Source organism: Streptomyces sp. NPDC053431 (assembly GCF_044544925.1).
Lineage (GTDB): Bacteria > Actinomycetota > Actinomycetes > Streptomycetales > Streptomycetaceae > Streptomyces.
Genome location: NZ_JBITXX010000007.1, coordinates 139,444 through 159,081, shown reverse-complemented (window position 1 = coordinate 159,081; position 19,638 = coordinate 139,444). Strand labels below are relative to the sequence as shown.

The window sequence follows — 19,638 nt, the reverse complement described above, 5'->3', positions numbered from 1 at the left end:
CGCCGTCAGGGGTGTCGGCAGAACTCGAAGTGCCTCTCTTGTAGTGACAAGTGGACTCATGAGGAGGAACCCCATGCGCGGTGCCAAGAGCGCCAAGTGGGTAGCGGGCGCGATCGTTGTCGCCCTGGCAGCGACCGCCTGTGGCGGGGGTAAGGGCGGCAGCGGCTCCGACGCGAAGGGCGAGGTGGACCCGAACGGGATCTTCTCGATCGAGCTCGGCGAGCCGGAGAAGCCGCTGCTCACCGGTGACACGATGGAGTCCAACGGCTCCGCGGTCATGGCCGGTCTGTTCTCGACCCTGGTCGACTACAAGGCCGACGGCTCCCTGGAGATGATCAACGCCGAGTCGGTCACCACGACGGACTCGAAGACGTGGACCGTCAAGCTCAAGCCGGGCTGGACCTTCCACGACGGCACGCCGGTCACGTCCAAGTCCTTCGTGGACGCGTGGAACTGGAACGCCAACGTCAAGAACGCCCAGGGCCTCGCGTCCTGGTTCGCCGACATCAAGGGCTTCGACAAGGTCCACCCCGAGGCCGAGGGCGCCAAGCCGACCTCGGACAAGCTCGAGGGTCTGAAGATCGTCGACGACAACACCTTCACCATCGAGCTGAACACCGCGGTTCCGTACTTCGCGCACAAGCTCGCCTACATCGTCTTCGCCCCGCTCCCGGAGTCCTTCTACAAGGACCCGGTCGCCGGCGGCCAGAAGCCGGTCGGTAACGGTCCCTACAAGTTCAAGAGCTGGGACCACAAGAAGCAGATCGAGATCACCCGCTTCGACGGCTACAAGGGCCCGAACAAGGCGAAGAACGGCGGTGTGGTCTTCAAGAACTACACCACCCTCGAGGCCGCGTACGAGGACCTGAAGTCGGGCAACGTCGACGTCCTGCGTCAGATCGCCCCGAAGGACCTGCCGGTCTACCGTCAGGACCTCGGCGACCGCGCCGTCGACCAGGCGTACTCCGCGATCCAGACGATCGCCGTCGCCTTCTACGCCGACCAGTGGAAGAAGCCGAAGCAGATCGACCCGAAGGTCATCCAGGGTCTGTCCATGGCGATCGACCGTGCCACCATCACCAAGACGGTGCTGAACGGCACGCGTGAGCCCGCGACCGGCTGGGTCGCCAAGGGCGTGCTCGGCTACCAGCCGAACGCGGTCGAGGTCACCAAGTTCGACCCGACCAAGGCCAAGGAGCTCATCAAGGCCGGCGGCGGCGTCCCCGGCAACAAGATCTCCATCCAGTACAACGCCGACGGTGGCCACAAGGAGTGGGTGGAGGCTGTCTGCAACTCCATCCAGCAGTCCACCGGTGTCCAGTGTGTCGGTGACGGCAAGCCGGACTTCCAGGCCGACCTGACCGCTCGTAAGACGAAGCAGGTCAAGTCCCTGTACCGCTCCGGCTGGGTGCTCGACTACCCGGTGAACGCCAACTTCATCTCGGACCTGTTCCGTACGGGTGCGGGCGGCAACCAGGGCGACTTCTCCAACAAGGAGCTGGACGCCAAGATCGCGGCCGCCGACTCGGCCAAGACGCTCGACGAGTCGGTCAAGGCGTACCAGGCCATCGAGAAGGACCTGGTCAACTACATGCCGTCGATCCCGCTCTGGTACTACAAGGTCAACGCGGGCTTCTCGGAGAAGGTTTCCGGCGTGGCGTACGGCCAGGACGGTGACCCGATCCTGACCGGCGTCGAGGTCAAGAAGTAATCACCCAAGCGTAGTCCGCTCGCCGAAGCGGGGCTGACGGATCGTCAGTCCCGCCGCGGCGCCTTACGCAGTGGCTGGGGGGCCCTTCCACGACATCGTCATGCCCAGATCCGGGCAGACCGTCGAGGGAGGGCCCGTCGGCTGCGGCCGTCACATCTCAACGGAGGCATGATGGGGCGCTATGTCGCACGACGACTGCTCCAGATGATCCCGGTCTTCCTCGGGACAACCCTGCTGATCTTCCTCATGGTTCACAGCCTGCCCGGTGACCCCGTGCTGGCGATGTTCGGTGACAAGGGGGCAGATCCTGCGACCCTGGCCGCGAAGCGCCATGAGCTGGGTCTCGACAAGTCGCTCCCGGAGCAGTACTTCGTCTACATGCGGGACATGATCCTGCACCTGGACTTCGGTACCCAGATCCGCAACGGGCGGCCGGTCACCGAGGTGCTGGGCGAGGCGTTCCCCGTCACGCTCCAACTGGCCCTGCTGGCCTTCACGTTCGAGCTCCTCTTCGGCATCGGCCTCGGCATCATCGCCGGTCTGCGCGCCGGCCGTCTGGCCGACAACGCCATCCTGATCTTCACGCTGCTGATCATCTCGATCCCGGTCTTCGTGCTCGGCTTCCTGATCAAGATGCAGTTCGCGTTCAACCTGGGCTGGATCGCGCCGAACGTCTCGACCGACCAGAACTGGGACGAGCTCATCGCCCCGGCGATCGTGCTCGGCGGTCTCTCCCTCGCCTACGTGGCGCGACTGACCCGGACCACCATGGCGGAGAACCTGCGCGCCGACTACATGCGCACGGCCATCGCCAAGGGTCTGCCGAAGCGCCGCATCATCGGTGTCCACCTGATGCGCAACTCGATGATCCCGGTCATCACCTTCCTCGGCACCGACATCGGCGCCCTCATGGGTGGTGCGGTCGTCACCGAGAAGATCTTCAACATCAAGGGCATCGGCGGCCTGATCGCCGAGTCGATCTCCCGTCGCGAGGGCACCACCCTGGTCGGCCTCGTCACCATTCTGGTGATCGTCTACCTCGTCACCAGCCTGCTCATCGACCTGCTGTACGCGGTCCTGGACCCGAGGATCCGTTATGCCTGACGTGACCAAGACCGCGGCCGACGCCGTCGAGGACGCCATCGCTCCCCCGTCGATCGACGCGGCCGCGCCGGCGCCGAAGCAGGAGAAGGCCCGCAGCCTCTGGGGCGACGCCTGGGCCGACCTGCGCCGCAACCCGTACTTCCTCGTCTCCGCCGTGATGATCGTCTTCCTGGTGCTCATCGCCGCCGTTCCGAGCCTGTTCACCAGCGCCTCGCCGACCGCCGGTGACCTGGTGAAGCACTTCCTCGGCAAGCCGGAGCTCGGCAACATCGGCTCGCCCGAGTGGCTCGGTTACGACGGCCAGGGCCGTTCCGTGTACGCCCGCCTGATCCACGGCACCCGTGCCTCGATCATCGTCGGCGTCTGCGTCACCGCGATCGTCACGATCTTCGGTGGCCTCATCGGCATGCTCGCCGGTTACTTCGGCGGCGTGCTCGACGCGGTGCTCTCCCGGATCACCGACATCTTCTTCGGCATCCCGTTCCTGCTCGGCGCGATGGTCGTGCTCCAGTCCTTCACCGACCGCACCGTCTGGGTGGTCGTCGGCGCGCTGGCGTTCCTCGGCTGGACCCAGATGGCCCGCGTGATGCGCGGTGCCGTCATCACGGTCAAGCAGGCCGACTACGTCCACGCCGCCACGGCCCTCGGCGCCGGCACCACGCGGATCCTGTTCCGGCACATCCTGCCGAACGCCATGGCCCCGCTGATCGTCGTCGCCACCATCTCGCTCGGCGGCTACATCTCGGCCGAGGCCACCCTGTCCTACCTGGGTCTGGGTCTCGCCTCGCCGACCGTCTCCTGGGGCGTCGACATCTCGACCGCCGTCGACCAGATCCGAGTGGCCCCGCACATCCTGCTGTGGCCCTCGATCATGCTGAGCATCACCGTGCTGGCATTCATCATGCTCGGCGAAGCAGTCCGCAACGCCCTCGACCCGAAGATGCGCTGAGGAGGGCGTAAGTGACCATCATCGACAACACCGCGACGGTCCCCGCGCCGCGCGACGGCGACCACACCGGTCCGCTGCTCGAAGTCCGCGACCTGCACGTCGAGTTCCACACCCGCGACGGTGTGGCCAAGGCGGTCAACGGCGTCAACTACTCGGTCAACGCCGGTGAGACGCTGGCCGTGCTCGGCGAGTCCGGCTCCGGCAAGTCCGTGACCGCGCAGGCCATCATGGGCATCCTCGACATGCCGCCCGGCAAGATCCCGCAGGGCGAGATCTTCTTCCGCGGCCAGGACATGCTCAAGATGTCCAACGAGGAGCGCCGGAAGATCCGCGGCCGGAAGATCGCGATGATCTTCCAGGACGCGCTGTCCTCCCTGAACCCGGTCCTCTCCGTCGGCTACCAGCTCGGCGAGATGTTCCGCGTGCACCACGGCCTGTCCAAGAAGGACGCCAAGGCCAAGGCCATCGAGCTGATGGACAAGGTCAAGATCCCCGCCGCCAAGGCGCGGGTCTCCGACTACCCCCACCAGTTCTCCGGCGGTATGCGCCAGCGCATCATGATCGCCATGGCGCTGGCCCTGGAGCCGGACCTGATCATCGCGGACGAGCCCACCACGGCGCTCGACGTGACCGTCCAGGCCCAGGTCATGGACCTCCTCGCGGAGCTCCAGCAGGAATACAACATGGGCCTGATCCTGATCACCCACGACCTCGGCGTCGTCGCCGACGTCGCGGACAAGATCGCGGTCATGTACGCCGGCCGCATCGTGGAGCAGGCGCCGGTGCACGAGCTGTACAAGCGCCCGGCCCACCCGTACACCCGCGGTCTGCTGGACTCGATCCCGCGCCTGGACCAGAAGGGCCAGGAGCTCTACGCGATCAAGGGCCTGCCGCCCAACCTGCTTCGCGTGCCCACCGGCTGCGCCTTCAACCCGCGCTGCCCCAAGGCCGACGACATCTGCCGTACGGAGATCCCGGCCCTGACGTCGGTCACCGAGCAGAACGGCGCCGAGCTGCCGGGCCGCAAGAGCGCCTGCCACTTCTGGAAGGAGACGATCCATGGCTGAGCTGAGCAAGACGAACGAGGCCGGGGGCGTGTCCGAGGCGGAGGCCGTGGCCGCCATCGAGGCTCCGATCGGGCGCGGTGAGCCCATCCTTCAGGTCCGCGACCTGAAGAAGCACTTCCCGCTCACCCAGGGCATCCTCTTCAAGAAGCAGGTCGGCGCGGTCAAGGCCGTGGACGGGGTCTCCTTCGACCTCTACCAGGGCGAGACCCTCGGCATCGTGGGCGAGTCCGGCTGTGGCAAGTCCACGGTCGCCAAGCTCCTGATGAACCTGGAGCGGGCCACCGCCGGCGAGGTCTTCTACAAGGGCCAGGACATCACCCGGCTCTCCGGCCGCGCCCTCAAGGCCGTGCGCCGGAACATCCAGATGGTGTTCCAGGACCCGTACACCTCGCTGAACCCGCGCATGACGGTCGGCGACATCATCGGCGAGCCCTTCGACATCCACCCCGAGGTGGCCCCGAAGGGCGACCGGCGCCGCAAGGTGCAGGAGCTGCTCGACGTCGTCGGTCTGAACCCCGAGTACATCAACCGCTACCCGCACCAGTTCTCCGGCGGTCAGCGCCAGCGCATCGGCATCGCCCGCGGCCTCGCGCTCAACCCGGAGATCATCATCTGCGACGAGCCGGTCTCCGCCCTGGACGTGTCCGTCCAGGCGCAGGTCATCAACCTGATGGAGAAGCTGCAGGACGAGTTCAACCTCTCCTACATCTTCATCGCGCACGACCTGTCGATCGTCCGGCACATCTCGGACCGCGTCGGCGTGATGTACCTGGGCAAGATGGCCGAGATCGGTACGGACACCCAGATCTACGACCACCCGACCCACCCGTACACCCAGGCGCTGCTCTCCGCGGTGCCGGTGCCGGACCCGGAGGCCCGCGCGCACCGCGAGCGGATCATCCTCACCGGTGACGTGCCCTCGCCGGCCAACCCGCCGTCGGGCTGCCGCTTCCGCACCCGCTGCTGGAAGGCCCAGGACATCTGCGCCACCGAGATCCCGGTGCTCGCGGTCCCGGAGCGCTTCCAGGGTCAGGACACCCCGGCCGCGCACGAGTCCGCGTGCCACTTCGCCGAGGAGAAGACGGTGCTCGCCGTCTGATCCCGGCCGGAGCCCCAGGGCCCCCGGCACCCCGTGAGGGTGCCGGGGGCCCTTGGCGTTCCCGCCGTGCGCCGGGGCGGTTCATCCGGACGCCGCAGAAGTGCACTCCCGTCAATATCGGGTGATATTGGGGCCTAAGTCACACTGAGGACATTCGGGAGGCACTTCATGCGCGGAGCCACGCACGCCAGGTGGGCCGCTCTGGCCACCGCCGTCGCCCTCGCGGCGACCGCCTGCGGAGGTGGCGGCGACAGCGGCGGCGGAGGCGCGGACGGCGTCGTGACCTCCTCGTGGGGCGACCCGCAGAACCCGCTGGAGCCGGCCAACACCAACGAGGTGCAGGGCGGCAAGGTCCTCTCCATGATCTTCCGCGGGCTCAAGCAGTACGACCCGAAGACCGGCGAGGCCAAGAACATGCTCGCCGAGAAGATCGACACCACCGACTCGATCAACTTCACCATCACCGTCAAGGACGGCTGGACCTTCTCCAACGGCGAGAAGGTCACCGCCAAGTCCTTCGTCGACGCCTGGAACTACGGCGCGAACCTGAAGAACAACCAGAAGGGCGCCTCCTTCTTCGGCTACATCGAGGGCTACGACCAGGTGCACCCGGAGCAGGGCGCCCCGAAGGCCACGACCATGTCCGGGCTCAAGGTCACCGGCGGGCAGACCTTCACCGTCAAGCTGACGCAGAAGTTCTCGACCTTCCCCGACACTCTCGGCTACGCGGCCTTCGCCCCGCTGCCCCAGGCGTTCTACTCCGACCACGCCGCCTGGCTGAGCAAGCCGATCGGCAACGGGCCCTACACCGTCGACTCCTACGCCAAGGGCTCGCAGATGGTCCTCAAGAAGTGGGACGGCTACCCGGGCCCGGACAAGGCGCAGAACGGCGGCATCACCCTCAAGGTCTACACCGACAACAACACCGCCTACACCGACCTCACGGCCGGCAACCTCGACCTCGTCGACGACGTGCCCGCCGCGCAGCTGAAGAACGTCTCCGCCGACCTCGGCGACCGCTACATCAACACGCCCGCCGGCATCATCCAGACGCTCTCCTTCCCGTTCTACGACCCCGCCTGGAACAAGCCCGGGCAGGAGAAGCTCCGTACGGGCCTGTCCATGGCGATCAACCGTGACCAGATCACCCAGACGATCTTCCAGAAGACCCGCACGCCCGCGAAGGACTGGACGTCGCCGGTCCTCGGCGCGGACGGCGGCTACAAGGAGCTCTGCGGCACCGCCTGCGAGTACAACCCCACCGAGGCCAAGAAGCTGGTGGCCGAGGGCGGCGGCATCCCCGGCGGCACGATGACGATCTCGTACAACGCCGACACCGGCTCCCACAAGGAGTGGGTGGACGCCGTCTGCAACTCCATCAACAGCGCGCTCGGCAACAACAAGGCCTGCGTCGGCAACCCGATCGGCACCTTCGCCGACTTCCGCAGCCAGGTCAGCACCCAGAAGATGAAGGGCCCCTTCCGGGCCGGCTGGCAGATGGACTACCCGCTCATCCAGAACTTCCTCCAGCCGCTGTACTACACCAACGCCCCGAGCAACGACGGCAAGTACTCGAACCCCGAGTTCGACAAGCTGGTCAACCAGGCCAACGCCGAGACCGACACGACGAAGGCCGTCGGGATCTTCCAGCAGGCCGAGGGCGTCCTCAAGGACGACATGGGCGCCATCCCGCTCTGGTACCAGAACGGCAGCGCCGGCTACTCGGACCGGGTCGAGAACGTGCTCCTCAACCCGTTCAGCGTCCCCGTCTACGACCAGATCAAGGTCAAGTGACGCCTTAGCAGGCCGCACCGGTCGGCGGCGTACGGCCCGGCCCGCGGACCCCCGCGCCGGGCCGTGCGGCTTTCGCTCCCCCCGCCCAGCCCGGTTTCCCCCACCCTCCCTGGAGGCTTCCATGGGTCGCTATGTGATCCGGCGGCTGCTGCAGATGATCCCGGTCTTCGTCGGTGCCACGCTGCTGATCTTCCTGATGGTGAACGTGATGGGCGACCCCATCGCCGGCCTGTGCGGCGACCGCGCCTGCGATCCCGCCACCGCCGCCCAGCTGGAGAAGGAGTTCGGCCTCGACAAGCCCGTCTGGCAGCAATACCTGACCTACATGGGCAACGTCTTCACCGGCGACTTCGGCACCGCCTTCAACGGCCAGCCCGTCACCGAGCTGATGGCCAGCGCCTTCCCCGTCACCATCCGGCTCACCATCGTCGCCATCCTCTTCGAGATCGTCATCGGCATCACCCTCGGCGTCGTCACCGGCCTCAAGCGCGGCCACCCCCTCGACACCTCGGTGCTGCTGCTGACCCTGGTCGTCCTCTCCGTCCCGACCTTCGTCACCGGCCTGCTGCTCCAGCTGCTCCTCGGCGTCGAATGGGGCTGGATCAAACCGGCCGTCTCGCCGGAGGCGCCGTTCAACGAACTGATCGTCCCCGGTCTCGTCCTCGCGTCCGTCTCGCTCGCGTACGTCACCCGGCTCACCCGCACCTCCATCGCCGAGAACAAGCGCGCCGACTACGTCCGCACGGCCGTCGCCAAGGGCCTGCCGCGCCGCAGGGTGGTCGTCCGGCACCTGCTGCGCAACAGCCTCATCCCCGTGGTGACCTTCATCGGCGCCGACATCGGCGCGCTCATGGGCGGCGCCATCGTCACCGAACGGATCTTCAACATCCACGGCGTCGGCTACCAGCTCTACCAGGGCATCGTCCGCCAGAACACCCAGACCGTCGTCGGCTTCGTCACCGTCCTCGTCCTGGTGTTCCTGCTGGCCAACCTGCTCGTCGACCTCCTGTACGCCGTCCTTGACCCGAGGATTCGCTATGCCTGAGCCCGAACCGCTCGAGTCGTACGACGAGGGCCGCGCCATCGCCCCGACCGGCGCCGGCGGCGGGGTCGACCTCGCCATGGCCGAGGGCGAGACCCTCGAGAAGACCCCCGGCGGCCCCGAGGGCACCGGCGCCGACAGGAAGCCGCGGTCCCTGTGGTCCGACGCCTGGCACGACCTGCGCCGCAACCCCGTCTTCATCATCGCCGGGCTCGTCATCCTCTTCCTGGTCGTGATCTCCATCTGGCCCTCGCTGATCGCCTCCGGAGACCCCCTCGACTGCGATCTGTCCAAGGCCCAGGAGGGCTCGCAGCCCGGTCACCCCTTCGGCTTCAACGGCCAGGGCTGCGACGTCTACACCCGGGTCGTCTACGGCGCCCGGACCTCCGTCACCGTCGGCGTCCTCGCCACCCTCGGCGTCGCGATCCTCGGCGGCGTCCTCGGCGGGCTCGCCGGCTTCTTCGGCGGCGCCTGGGACGGTGTCCTGTCCCGGCTCACCGACGTCTTCTTCGCCATCCCCGTCGTCCTCGGCGGCCTGGTGCTGCTGTCCGTGGTGACCAGCTCCACCGTCTGGCCCGTCATCGGCTTCATGGTGCTGCTGGGCTGGCCGCAGATCTCCCGCATCGCCCGCGGCTCGGTCATCACCGCCAAGCAGAACGACTACGTCCAGGCGGCCCGGGCGCTCGGCGCCTCCAACCCCCGGATGCTGCTGCGGCACATCGCGCCCAACGCGATCGCCCCGGTGATCGTCGTCGCGACCATCGCGCTCGGCACGTACATCGCCCTGGAGGCGACCCTCTCGTACCTCGGCGTGGGTCTGAAGCCGCCGACCGTGTCCTGGGGCATCGACATCTCCTCGGCCTCGCAGTACATCCGCAACGCCCCGCACATGCTGCTCTGGCCGGCCGGCGCGCTCGCGATCACGGTGCTCGCCTTCATCATGCTCGGCGACGCGGTGCGCGACGCCCTCGACCCCAAGCTGAGGTAGCCGACCATGCTGCTCGAAGTGCGCGACCTGCACGTGGAGTTCCACACCCGCGACGGCGTGGCCAAGGCGGTCAACGGCGTCAACTACTCCGTCGACGCGGGGGAGACCCTGGCCGTGCTCGGCGAGTCCGGCTCCGGCAAGTCCGTCACCGCCCAGGCCGTGATGGGCATCCTCGACATCCCGCCCGGGAAGATCACCGGCGGCGAGATCCTCTTCCAGGGCCAGGACCTGCTCACCCTCAAGGAGGAGGAGCGGCGGAAGATCCGCGGCGCCAAGATGGCGATGATCTTCCAGGACGCGCTGTCCTCCCTCAACCCCGTCATCAGCGTCGGCGACCAGCTCGGCGAGATGTTCCAGGTGCACCGGGGCATGTCCCGGAAGGACGCCAAGGCCCAGGCCGTCGAGCTGATGGACCGGGTCCGCATCCCCGCCGCCAAGGAACGCGTCGGCCAGTACCCGCACCAGTTCTCCGGCGGCATGCGCCAGCGCATCATGATCGCGATGGCGCTCGCCCTCGAACCCGAGCTGATCATCGCCGACGAGCCCACCACCGCCCTCGACGTCACCGTCCAGGCCCAGGTGATGGACCTGCTCGCCGAGCTCCAGCGCGAGCTCAACATGGGCCTCATCCTCATCACCCACGACCTCGGCGTGGTCGCCGACGTCGCCGACAAGATCGCCGTGATGTACGCGGGCAAGATCGTCGAACAGGCCCCGGTGCACGAGATCTACAAGGCGCCCGCCCACCCGTACACCCGTGGTCTGCTCGAGTCCATCCCGCGCCTCGACCAGAAGGGCCAGGAGCTCTACGCCATCAAGGGCCTGCCGCCCAACCTCCTGGCCATCCCCTCCGGCTGCTCCTTCAACCCGCGCTGCCCGCTCGCCCGGGAGCGCTGCCGGGTCGACGTGCCGCCGCTGTACGACGTCACCGAATCGCCCGTACCGCGCACCAGCGCCTGCCACTACTGGAAGGAGTGCCTCCATGGCTGAGGCGATTCTCCAGGTCCGCGACCTGGTCAAGCACTATCCGCTGACCCAGGGCATCCTCTTCAAGAAGCAGGTCGGCGCGGTCAAGGCGGTGGACGGCGTCGACTTCGACCTCGCCGCGGGCGAGACCCTCGGCATCGTCGGCGAGTCCGGCTGCGGCAAGTCGACCGTGGCGAAGATGCTGGTCAATCTGGAGCGGCCGACGTCCGGCTCCATCTCCTACAAGGGCGACGACATCACCACGCTCTCGCCCCGGGCGCTCAGGGCGGTCCGCCGCAACATCCAGATGGTCTTCCAGGACCCGTACACCTCGCTCAACCCGCGCATGACCGTCGGCGACATCATCGGCGAGCCGTACGAGATCCACCCCGAGGTCGCGCCCAAGGGCGACCGGCGGCGCAAGGTGCAGGACCTGCTCGACGTCGTCGGCCTCAACCCCGAGTACGTGAACCGCTATCCGCACCAGTTCTCCGGCGGCCAGCGCCAGCGCATCGGCATCGCGCGCGGACTCGCCCTGCGGCCCGAGATCATCGTCGCCGACGAGCCGGTCTCGGCGCTCGACGTCTCCGTGCAGGCCCAGGTGGTCAACCTGCTGGAACGCCTCCAGGACGAGTTCAGCCTGTCGTACGTCTTCATCGCGCACGACCTGTCCATCGTCCGGCACATCTCCGACCGGGTCGGCGTCATGTACCTCGGCCGGATCGTGGAGATCGGCACCGACGCCGAGATCTACGACCACCCCACCCACCCCTACACCCAGGCGCTGCTCTCGGCCGTCCCCGTGCCGGACCCGGAGGCGCGCGAGCACCGCGAGCGGATCATCCTCTCCGGCGACGTGCCCTCGCCGGCCAACATCCCCTCCGGCTGCCGCTTCCGCACGCGCTGCTGGAAGGCCCAGGAGCGCTGCGCCCTGGAGGTGCCGCTGCTCGCCGTCCCCGCCGCCTTCCGGCTCACCGACTCCCCGGCGAGGCACGACTCGGCCTGCCACTTCGCGGAGGAGAAGCAGGTGGTGCCGCCGGAGAGCGAATCGGATCCTGGATCCACTCCTGGGCCGACGCCCGGCACCACCCCGGGACCGCCCCCCGGCACCCCTGGACCGCCCCCCGGCACCGCTGGACCGCCGCCCGGCACCGCTGGACCGCCTCCCGGGTCCGCGCCCGGCCCCGCCCCCGGGCCCACCCCCGGATCCGAGCCCGGCACCGCGCCCGGGTCCGATCCCGGGTTCGAAGCGCCTTAACGCGCAGGCAACTTCGCCGAATCGGATCCGATATACGGACGCGGCAAGCTGCACAGCGTACGGCCGTGCGGGTGCCGTCGGGCCGGTCGGGGCGCGCCATGTCGCTCCGACCGGCCCCCCGCCGCCCGACTTGACGCACACGCCGTCCGCATATGCGGAACCGCTTGTTTCGGCCGACGGCGACCGTGAGTATCGGCCCCGTGACTGTGACACGAACGGCACGTCTCACCGGCGCCGCCCTGTGCGCCGCGCTCGCGCTCGTCATCGTCGTCTGGCTGCTGCGCGACCTCGCGGTCTTCGGGCCGAGCGCCGAACTGCTCTGGTACTGGGCCGGGGACCACGGCTTCCGGCCGCACGCGGCCGCCGCCACCTCGCTCGTCGACCCGCTGCTGCTCGTCGCCTACGCCGTCACGGCCCTCACCGCCCTGCGCTCCTCCCTCGCCGGCTCCGCGCTCGCCGTCACCGGCCTCGCCACCCTCGCGCTGCGGCTCCCCGGACTCTGGGCCTCCGGCGTCGAGGAGCTGGTCACCACCCTCCTGAGCCTCGCCCTCGCCGGCGCGCTCGTCGTCACCGCCGTCGCCGGCCGCCGCGACGAGGGCGGAGCGGCCGAAGGACCGGACCGGCCCCGCACCGGACCCGCCGTCACCGTCGGGATCCTCTGCGGACTCGCCGGGTCGGCCTGGGCCGCCTGGGAGCTGCGCTGGGCGACGCTGCTGCCCGCCGACTACACCGTCAGCCGCTTCACCGGCGGGCGCTCCCTGCTCCTCCCCGCCCTCGCCGTGCCGCCCGGCTGGCTGAACGCCGTCCTCGTCCTGCTGCTCCTCGCCGCCGCCGGCAGCGCCTTCGCCCGTGCGGCCCACGCCCGGCCGCTCGGCCTGCTCGCCGGGCTGCTGCTCGCCGGCGTCGGGGCGAGCGGGGTGGCGGCGGCCCTGCGGGCGAACTGGCACACCTTCGTACCGGAACACGACCTCTACTCCGTCGCCTACGACCTGACGGCCGGCTACGCGCTGCTCGCCGGCCTTGTCGTGATGGCGCTGCTCGGGCGGCCGGGACGCCCGCGGCGCCTCCCGTACCGCCCCGCCGCCGCCCTGCCTCCGGCCCCGCCCACCCGCCGCCCGCCCGGCTGGTGAGACCCCGGCCCGGCCGGGGAGCGGGCCGGGCCGGACCTGCCCTACCGGCCGAGCCCCAGCGAGCGGCGCAGGAAGTCGACCTGGAGCAGCAGCAGGTTCTCCGCCACCTGCTCCTGCGGCGTCATGTGCGTGACGCCCGACAGCGGCAGCACCTCGTGCGGCCGGCCCGCCGCGAGCAGGGCGGAGGAGAGCCGCAGGGTGTGCGCCATCACCACGTTGTCGTCGGCGAGACCGTGCACGACCATCATCGGCCGGGCCGGCTCCCGAGGCTCGGTCAGTCCGGCGTCCGACAGCAGCGAGTTCGCCGCGTAGACCTCCGGCTCCTCGTCCGGGTGGCCGAGATACCGCTCGGTGTAGTGGGTGTCGTACAGCCGCCAGTCCGTCACCGGCGCGCCCACCACGGCCGCGTGGAAGACGTCGGGCCGGCGCAGCGCCGCGAGCGCGGCCAGGTAGCCGCCGAAGGACCAGCCGCGGATCGCCACCCGCCCGAGGTCCAGCGGGAACCGCCCGGCCAGGTCGTGCAGCGCCTCGATCTGGTCGTCGAGGGACAGCGTGAGGTCCCGGCTGATCGCCTTCTCCCAGGCGGGGGAGCGGCCCGGCATGCCCCGGCCGTCGGCGACGACCACCGCGAAGCCCTGCTCGGCGAACCACCGGGACGTCAGATGCGGGTTGTGCGCGGCGAGCACCCGCTGCCCGTGCGGACCGCCGTACGGGTCCATGAGGACCGGCAGCGGCCCGTCGCCCTCCGTCCAGCCCGAGGGCAGCAGGACGGCGCACGGGATCCGCCATGCGCCCGCCTCGGTCAGCCGCACCCCGGCGGAGAGCACCGGCCGCTGCGCGTACGAGGCGATCTCGGCGATCCGCTTCCCGTCCCGCAGCACCCGCGTCACGCTGCCCGGCGTGTCCGTGCCGGCCGAGGACAGCACCGTCAGCGCGCCCGACCGCACCGCCCCGTGCACGCCGGCGGTGTCGGACACCCGCTCCACGACGGGCTCGCCGGCGGTCGCGTACCCGACCCGGTACACATGGATCTCGCCCACCGCGGACGTCTCACCGGCCTCGGCAGCCTCACCGGCCGACGCCGAGATCAGGACATCTTCCGCACCGACGTCCAGCACCGCCCGCACCTGCAGCCGCGCGTCCGTCAGCGCCCGGTCCCCGACCACGAGCACCCGCGCGCCGCCCTCGCCCGCCTGGTCCTCGACGCGGACCAGCCGCCCGTCCGGCGTCCACGCCGGCACCCCGGTGAACAGCTCGAGCCACACCGGGTCCTCGTCCACGCGCACCGTTCGGGTGGCCCCCGACTCCGGGTCGACCGTCAGATACGCCTGGGTGCGCTGGTCCCGCGCCTGGACGAGGAGCAGCGGCGGACCGCCGGCCGCCCAGTGCACCCTGGCCAGGTACGGGAAGGCCTCCCGGTCCCACACCACTTCCGTGCGACGTCCGGACAGGTCCACGACGAAGAGGCCGACCTCCGCGTTGGGCGTCCCCGCCGCCGGGTACGCCACCGCCTGCGGCTCCCGGTCCGGGTGCGCCGGATCCGCGATCCACCAGCGCCGCACCGGCCGCGCGTCCGCCCGTTCGACCAGGAGCCGGTCCGAGGACGGCGCCCACCAGAAGCCCCGGGAGCGGCTCATCTCCTCCGAGGCCACGAACTCCGCGAGCCCGTACGTGACCCCCTCCGCCTCCGGCTCGGCGAGCGCCCGGTCGCCGGAGCCGTTCGCCCCGGTCACCCGCAGCGCCCCGCCCGCCGCGTAGGCCACGAGCCGCCCGTCGGGCGAGGGCCGCGGGTCGACGACGGGCCCCGGCACCGGCAGTTCGCGCGTCGTGCCCGCCCGCAGCTCCGCCGTGAAGAGGCGTCCCGACAGCGCGAAGGCCGCCAACTCCACGGCCCCGTCCACCGCGTAGCCCACGATCCCGGCCGAGCCCTCCCGGCTGCGCTCCCGGCGGGCCCGCTCCTCCGGCGACAACTCCTCGGCGGCGCCCGCCAGCAGCGCCGCGGGATCGGCCGCGAGCCGCTCGGCACCGCCCTCGCGGGCCTCCAGGTCCAGCACCCACAAACCGTGCGAGCGGTCCGTCCCCGAACCGGAGCGGAGGAACACCACCCGCCCGCCGTCCGGCGCGACGGTGAAGCCGCGCGGCGCGCCCAGGGTGAAGCGCTGCGTCCGGGCGTACTGACGGGGGAACGAGACGGGAGACGACTGCTCTTGGGGAGACGGCTGCTCTTGTCGCGAAGTCATGTGACCGAAACTAGCGTCCGTGCGCCCCCTCATGCCCCCGTACACCGATCGATGCGATGGCACGGATAGTTATGATCCGTAGCGCTAGGTGGGTATGCATCCACCAGGCACATGCCAACCGAACGTCCGACCGAAGAAGTGTGGAGGTGAACCGCCGTGGCACTCTCGATTTCGGCGGTGGTGCTGCTGGCGATCGTCGTCTTCCTGCTGATCCGGAAATCCGGGCTCAAGGCTGGGCATGCGGCGGTCTGCGCGCTCCTGGGCTTCTACCTGGCGAGCTCGTCCATCGCCCCGTCGATCAGCACGTTCACCACGAACGTGGCGAGCATGATCGGCGGCCTGAAGTTCTGACCTGCCGGTCTTTCCACGGCCCCGCCTCGTAGGGTGGGGCCATGACGGTTCTCCCAGCCCGTCGTCTGCTCCTCGTGCACGCGCACCCGGACGACGAGTCGATCAACAACGGCGCCACCATGGCCAGGTACGCGGCCGAGGGCGCCCTCGTGACCCTGGTGACCTGCACCCTGGGCGAGGAGGGCGAGGTCATCCCGCCCGAGCTCGCCCACCTCGCGCCCGACCGGGAGGACCGGCTCGGCGACCACCGCGTCGGCGAACTCGCCGCCGCGATGAAGGAGCTGGGCGTCACCGACCACCGCTTCCTCGGCGGCCCCGGACGCTTCCGCGACTCCGGGATGATGGGCGTCGAGCAGAACCGGCGCGCCAACGCCTTCTGGAACACCGACGTCGACACCGCCGCCCCCTACCTCGTCGAGGTGATCCGCGAGACCCGCCCGCAGGTCCTCGTCACCTACGACCCCGACGGCGGCTACGGCCACCCCGACCACATCCAGGCCCACCGGGTCGCCATGCGCGCCGCCGAGCTCGCCGCCGACCCCGCCTACCGGCCCGAGCTCGGTCCGGCCCACGCCATCGCCAAGATCTACTGGAACCGGGTCCCACGCCCGGTCGCCGAGGCCGGCTTCGCGCGGCTGGCCGCCGAGGGCTCCGTCTTCCCCGCCGACGCCGCGATCGACGACGTGCCCGGCGTCGTCGACGACGCGCGCATCACCGCCGAGATCGCCGGCGGGCCGACGTACGCGGCCCGCAAGAGCGCCGCCATGGCCGCCCACGTCACCCAAGTCGCCGTCGACGGCCCCTTCTTCGCCCTCTCCAACAACCTGGCCCAGCCCCTCTTCACCACCGAGTACTACGAGCTGGTCCAGGGTGAGTCCGGCGCGCCCACCGGCGAACGCGAGACCGATCTGTTCGCGGGCCTCGCCGACGCGGGCCTCGCCGACGCGGGCGTCACCGAAGAGGAGGCGGGCGAGTGACCGCGCAGCAGCGGCCCCCGCGGCCCGCACGCGCCGAACACCCCACGCACGGCGCCGGACAGCCCGCCCCCGGCGCCCGGTACGCCTGGTATGCCGTGCTCGTGGTCCTCGGGGCGCTCGTCGGCGTGGCCGGCTCGCTCGTCCAAGCCGCGTGGTTCCCCGCCGGGTTGCTCCTGGCCCTGCTCGGGTCCGCCGCCGTCTTCTACGGCGGGCGGCGCGCCACCGGCAACCAGCTCGGCGTCGCCGCGGCCGGCGCCGGCTGGCTCGTCGCCATCGTGCTGCTCAGCTTCGGACGCCCGGAAGGCGACGGCCTGTTCGGCGGCGGGATCGGCGAGATGGTGTTCCTGCTCGGCGGCATGGCCGTCGCTGTGATGTGCGCCACGATGACGCGGCTCTCCCGACCGGCCCCGTGAACACGCCGACTTGACCCGGCCGCTGTCTGACTTCGGCCGGAATGCCCGTGGCGGATCCATGCCGGGTCGGGTACGGAACGGCGGCGGCCAGTATGGTGGTGCGCGCCGCCGACCGCCCGGATCACCACGAGCATCAGCAAGAGCGGGCGGCGGAGCCAACCGGGAGATCCTGCTTTGAGTCGTGAAACTGGTCGAGAGACTGACAGTTCGTCCTCCGGCGCCCAGGCGCGCGGCGGGGCCGCGTACCCCTCGGGCACCCCGCCGTACGGCCTCCGCGGTGGCCAGGAGGCGGCGGAGGAGGCCGCGGCCTCCGCGCCGCCCGAGGAGCCCAAGACCGAAACCACGCTGACCACCCGTATCCGGATCAACATCCCGGGCTCGCGGCCGATCCCGCCCGTGGTCGTCCGCAAGCCGGTCGGCGACGCCCAGGGCGGCGCCGGCGCCGGTCGGGACGCCGCCGCCCCGGCGGCCGAGCCGCCGGCCGCCGCCGAGCCCGTACGGCAGGCGCCGGAGCCCGCGCCCCAGCCGGAGCCCGTGGCCCCGCCCGAGGCCGCGCCGCAGGCGGAGGAGAAGACCAGCGACTGGTTCGCTCCGCGCAAGCCGTCCGCGCCGAAGCCCGCCGCGGCCGCCCCGGCCCCGGCCCCCGGCCCGTCGGCCCCCGCCCCGGCCGCTCCCACGGCTCCCGCCGCGCCCGGCTCCGGCTTCGCGGGCTCCGCGTCCGACGGCGTGCCGTCGGTCGGCAGCACCACCCAGAGCATGCCGGTCGTCACCCCGCTGACCGGCGGGTCCCCGGCCGGCGGCGCCCCGGCCTACGACGACCTCGGCGGCACTCCGGCCGGTGGCGGCCCCCTGTACGGCGGCGCCGGTCACACGCCGGCGGGCGGCACCCCGACGTACGACGCGGGACCCGGCGGGACTCCCGCGGGTGGCACCCCGATGTACGGCGGCGCCGGTCACACGCCCGCGGGCGGCACCCCGATGTACGACGGCGGCACTCCGGCCGCCGGCACCCCGGTGTACGGCGGCCCCGCCGGCACCCCCGCGGGCGGTCTCCCCGGCTACGCCGGTCCGGGCGCCCCCGCCAACCCCCTCTACGACAGCGGCCCCGGCCACACCCCGGCCGGCGGCACGCCCGTCGTCGACCCGGCCCTGCACCCCGCCGGCCCGACCACCGGCCCGGTCACCGGCAGCAGCCCGGTCGTCGGCCCCGACCACCAGCGCGGCGGGGCCCGGCGCGACGGGCTGCCGCAGCACGGCCGGCAGACGCCGCGCCTGTCCGACGACACCGCGGTCCTCACGCCCCAGACCCCGGCCCCCGGCCCGGCCGGCGGCGACCAGGGACACGTCTCCGGCTCGACGCTCACCAGCGGCATCCCGGTCGTCCCGGCGGCCGGACCGGACCTGACCCCGCGCATCCCCGAGCGGAACGAGCCCCCGGCCCCGCGGCCGGCGCCCGCGGCCAAGCCCGCGAAGAAGCAGCGTTCCAAGCTCGTCCTGGCCGGCGTCGGCGTGATCGGCCTGGCCGGTGTCGCCTACTGCGCCGGACTGCTCCTCAACCACTCCGACGTGCCGAAGGGGACCACCGTCCTCGGCGTGGACATCGGCGGCGGTACGAAGGAGGAGGCCGTAGCCAAGCTGGAGGGGACGCTCGGCAAGCGTGCCCACGCGCCGCTCCAGCTCGACATCGGCGGCAAGAAGGCCGAGCTGGCCCCCGAGAAGGCGGGCCTCGCGCTGGACGCGCAGGAGACCGTCCGGGCGGCGGCCGGCAGCGACTACAACCCGGTGAGCGTCATCGGCTCCCTCTTCGGCGGTGAGCGGGTCGCCCAGCCGGTCTTCCCGATCGACGAGGAGAAGCTGGGCGTCGCCCTCACCGATCTGGCCGGCAGCTCCGGCTCGGCGAGCGAGGGGACGATCGTCTTCTCGCCGGGCAAGGTCACCGCGGTCGAGGGCAAGCCGGGCAAGGGCCTGGACGTCCAGCGCTCGATGATCGCCGTCAAGGACGCGTACCGCGCCCAGGTCGAGACGGGCCGCCCGAACACGGTCGAACTCCCCGTCACCACCCGCCAGCCGACCATCACCAAGGCGGAGCTGGACCGGGCCATGGAGGAGTTCGCGCGGCCGGCGATGTCCGGGAAGATCAAGATCAAGGCCGGCGGGAAGTCCATCGACTTCGGCCCGGCGAAGTCCCTGCCGAAGATCCTCTCCATGAAGGCCGTCGACGGCCGGCTGGTCGAGGTCTACAACAAGCAGGCGATCGAGGAGCTCCTCGACGGCGTCTTCGACGGCATCATGATCACCAAGGCGGACGGCAGCAAGCACCAGGTGTCGGCCGACGACGTGGCCTTCGTGATGCGCGACGCGCTGCGCGGCAAGACGGTGGCCGAGCGCACGAAGACGATCGACCTCACCGGCGAGGGCTGACCGGCGCACGTCGCCGTACGGGCCGCGGGGCGCCCACCTCGTGGGGCCCGCGGCCCCGGCGCGTCCGGGGGCTACAGCGTCCGGGGGGTCTAACACAAGCCCCCCGAGCGCTGCTTCTTCGCCCGCAG

General features: G+C 70.8%; 16 protein-coding genes. 15 read left to right on the top strand and 1 reads right to left on the bottom strand.

All coding sequences use genetic code 11. The features are described 5' to 3' along the window. Positions 1–73 precede the first annotated feature (73 nt). From ACIGXE_RS19050 to ACIGXE_RS19000, 11 genes are all read left to right on the top strand, one after another. Positions 74–1,711, top strand: coding sequence for an ABC transporter substrate-binding protein (locus ACIGXE_RS19050; protein WP_399748786.1), 1,638 nt, complete (start codon positions 74–76; stop codon positions 1,709–1,711). Between the two features lie 171 nt (positions 1,712–1,882). Then, positions 1,883–2,815 carry an ABC transporter permease gene (locus tag ACIGXE_RS19045; RefSeq protein ID WP_399749092.1) on the top strand — a complete coding sequence of 311 codons (933 nt, stop codon included), beginning with the start codon at positions 1,883–1,885 and terminating at the stop codon, positions 2,813–2,815. Further along, a complete protein-coding gene (locus ACIGXE_RS19040) occupies positions 2,808–3,764 on the top strand; it encodes an ABC transporter permease (protein ID WP_399748784.1) in 957 nt (318 codons plus the stop codon). Before ACIGXE_RS19045 ends, ACIGXE_RS19040 begins: the two co-directional genes overlap by 8 nt. An 11-nt stretch (positions 3,765–3,775) precedes the next feature. Beyond that, positions 3,776–4,831 carry an ABC transporter ATP-binding protein gene (locus ACIGXE_RS19035; protein ID WP_399748782.1) on the top strand — a complete coding sequence of 352 codons (1,056 nt, stop codon included), beginning with the start codon at positions 3,776–3,778 and terminating at the stop codon, positions 4,829–4,831. Then, positions 4,824–5,930: an ABC transporter ATP-binding protein gene (locus tag ACIGXE_RS19030; RefSeq protein WP_399748780.1), complete on the top strand. Its 1,107-nt coding sequence runs from the start codon at positions 4,824–4,826 to the stop codon at positions 5,928–5,930. The genes ACIGXE_RS19035 and ACIGXE_RS19030 overlap by 8 nt, the downstream gene beginning before the upstream one ends. Before the next feature lie 168 nt (positions 5,931–6,098). Then, positions 6,099–7,724, top strand: coding sequence for an ABC transporter substrate-binding protein (locus ACIGXE_RS19025; protein WP_399748778.1), 1,626 nt, complete (start codon positions 6,099–6,101; stop codon positions 7,722–7,724). A 121-nt stretch (positions 7,725–7,845) separates the two neighbouring features. Next, positions 7,846–8,769: an ABC transporter permease gene (locus ACIGXE_RS19020; protein WP_399748776.1), complete on the top strand. Its 924-nt coding sequence runs from the start codon at positions 7,846–7,848 to the stop codon at positions 8,767–8,769. Beyond that, positions 8,762–9,754: an ABC transporter permease gene (locus ACIGXE_RS19015; protein WP_399748774.1), complete on the top strand. Its 993-nt coding sequence runs from the start codon at positions 8,762–8,764 to the stop codon at positions 9,752–9,754. Before ACIGXE_RS19020 ends, ACIGXE_RS19015 begins: the two co-directional genes overlap by 8 nt. Positions 9,755–9,760: 6 nt before the next feature. Beyond that, complete coding sequence (locus ACIGXE_RS19010) at positions 9,761–10,744, top strand: ABC transporter ATP-binding protein (protein WP_399748772.1); 984 nt, start codon at positions 9,761–9,763, stop codon at positions 10,742–10,744. Then, positions 10,737–11,978, top strand: coding sequence for an ABC transporter ATP-binding protein (locus tag ACIGXE_RS19005; protein ID WP_399748770.1), 1,242 nt, complete (start codon positions 10,737–10,739; stop codon positions 11,976–11,978). Before ACIGXE_RS19010 ends, ACIGXE_RS19005 begins: the two co-directional genes overlap by 8 nt. A gap of 200 nt (positions 11,979–12,178) precedes the next feature. Further along, positions 12,179–13,108, top strand: coding sequence for a hypothetical protein (locus ACIGXE_RS19000; RefSeq protein WP_399748768.1), 930 nt, complete (start codon positions 12,179–12,181; stop codon positions 13,106–13,108). A 41-nt stretch (positions 13,109–13,149) separates the two neighbouring features. Here ACIGXE_RS19000 and ACIGXE_RS18995 read toward each other — a convergent pair whose 3' ends face one another. Beyond that, entirely contained in the window at positions 13,150–15,348 is a 2,199-nt protein-coding gene (locus tag ACIGXE_RS18995; RefSeq protein WP_399748766.1) for an alpha/beta fold hydrolase, read from the bottom strand. Between the two features lie 156 nt (positions 15,349–15,504). On the opposite strand from ACIGXE_RS18995, the gene ACIGXE_RS18990 reads away from it, so the two are divergent. The 4 genes from ACIGXE_RS18990 (at position 15,505) to ACIGXE_RS18975 (ending at position 19,510) form a co-directional block, all read left to right on the top strand. After that, a complete protein-coding gene (locus tag ACIGXE_RS18990) occupies positions 15,505–15,699 on the top strand; it encodes a hypothetical protein (RefSeq protein ID WP_376632082.1) in 195 nt (64 codons plus the stop codon). A gap of 41 nt (positions 15,700–15,740) precedes the next feature. Continuing rightward, a complete protein-coding gene (gene mshB / locus ACIGXE_RS18985; RefSeq protein WP_399748764.1) occupies positions 15,741–16,676 on the top strand; it encodes an N-acetyl-1-D-myo-inositol-2-amino-2-deoxy-alpha-D-glucopyranoside deacetylase in 936 nt (311 codons plus the stop codon). Then, positions 16,673–17,089 carry a DUF6113 family protein gene (locus ACIGXE_RS18980; RefSeq protein WP_399748762.1) on the top strand — a complete coding sequence of 139 codons (417 nt, stop codon included), beginning with the start codon at positions 16,673–16,675 and terminating at the stop codon, positions 17,087–17,089. Before mshB ends, ACIGXE_RS18980 begins: the two co-directional genes overlap by 4 nt. 174 nt (positions 17,090–17,263) lie before the next feature. Continuing rightward, positions 17,264–19,510, top strand: coding sequence for a hypothetical protein (locus ACIGXE_RS18975; protein ID WP_399748760.1), 2,247 nt, complete (start codon positions 17,264–17,266; stop codon positions 19,508–19,510). Positions 19,511–19,638: the final 128 nt, after the last annotated feature.

Coding starts and splice junctions, on each gene's coding strand:
- ACIGXE_RS19010 (WP_399748772.1), top strand. CDS start 9,761: ATGCTGCTCGAAGTGCGCGACCTGCACGTGGAGTTCCACACCCGCGAC.
- ACIGXE_RS19025 (WP_399748778.1), top strand. CDS start 6,099: ATGCGCGGAGCCACGCACGCCAGGTGGGCCGCTCTGGCCACCGCCGTC.
- mshB (WP_399748764.1), top strand. CDS start 15,741: ATGACGGTTCTCCCAGCCCGTCGTCTGCTCCTCGTGCACGCGCACCCG.
- ACIGXE_RS19015 (WP_399748774.1), top strand. CDS start 8,762: ATGCCTGAGCCCGAACCGCTCGAGTCGTACGACGAGGGCCGCGCCATC.
- ACIGXE_RS19020 (WP_399748776.1), top strand. CDS start 7,846: ATGGGTCGCTATGTGATCCGGCGGCTGCTGCAGATGATCCCGGTCTTC.
- ACIGXE_RS19040 (WP_399748784.1), top strand. CDS start 2,808: ATGCCTGACGTGACCAAGACCGCGGCCGACGCCGTCGAGGACGCCATC.
- ACIGXE_RS19030 (WP_399748780.1), top strand. CDS start 4,824: ATGGCTGAGCTGAGCAAGACGAACGAGGCCGGGGGCGTGTCCGAGGCG.
- ACIGXE_RS19005 (WP_399748770.1), top strand. CDS start 10,737: ATGGCTGAGGCGATTCTCCAGGTCCGCGACCTGGTCAAGCACTATCCG.
- ACIGXE_RS19045 (WP_399749092.1), top strand. CDS start 1,883: ATGGGGCGCTATGTCGCACGACGACTGCTCCAGATGATCCCGGTCTTC.
- ACIGXE_RS19050 (WP_399748786.1), top strand. CDS start 74: ATGCGCGGTGCCAAGAGCGCCAAGTGGGTAGCGGGCGCGATCGTTGTC.
- ACIGXE_RS18995 (WP_399748766.1), bottom strand. CDS start 15,348: ATGACTTCGCGACAAGAGCAGCCGTCTCCCCAAGAGCAGTCGTCTCCC.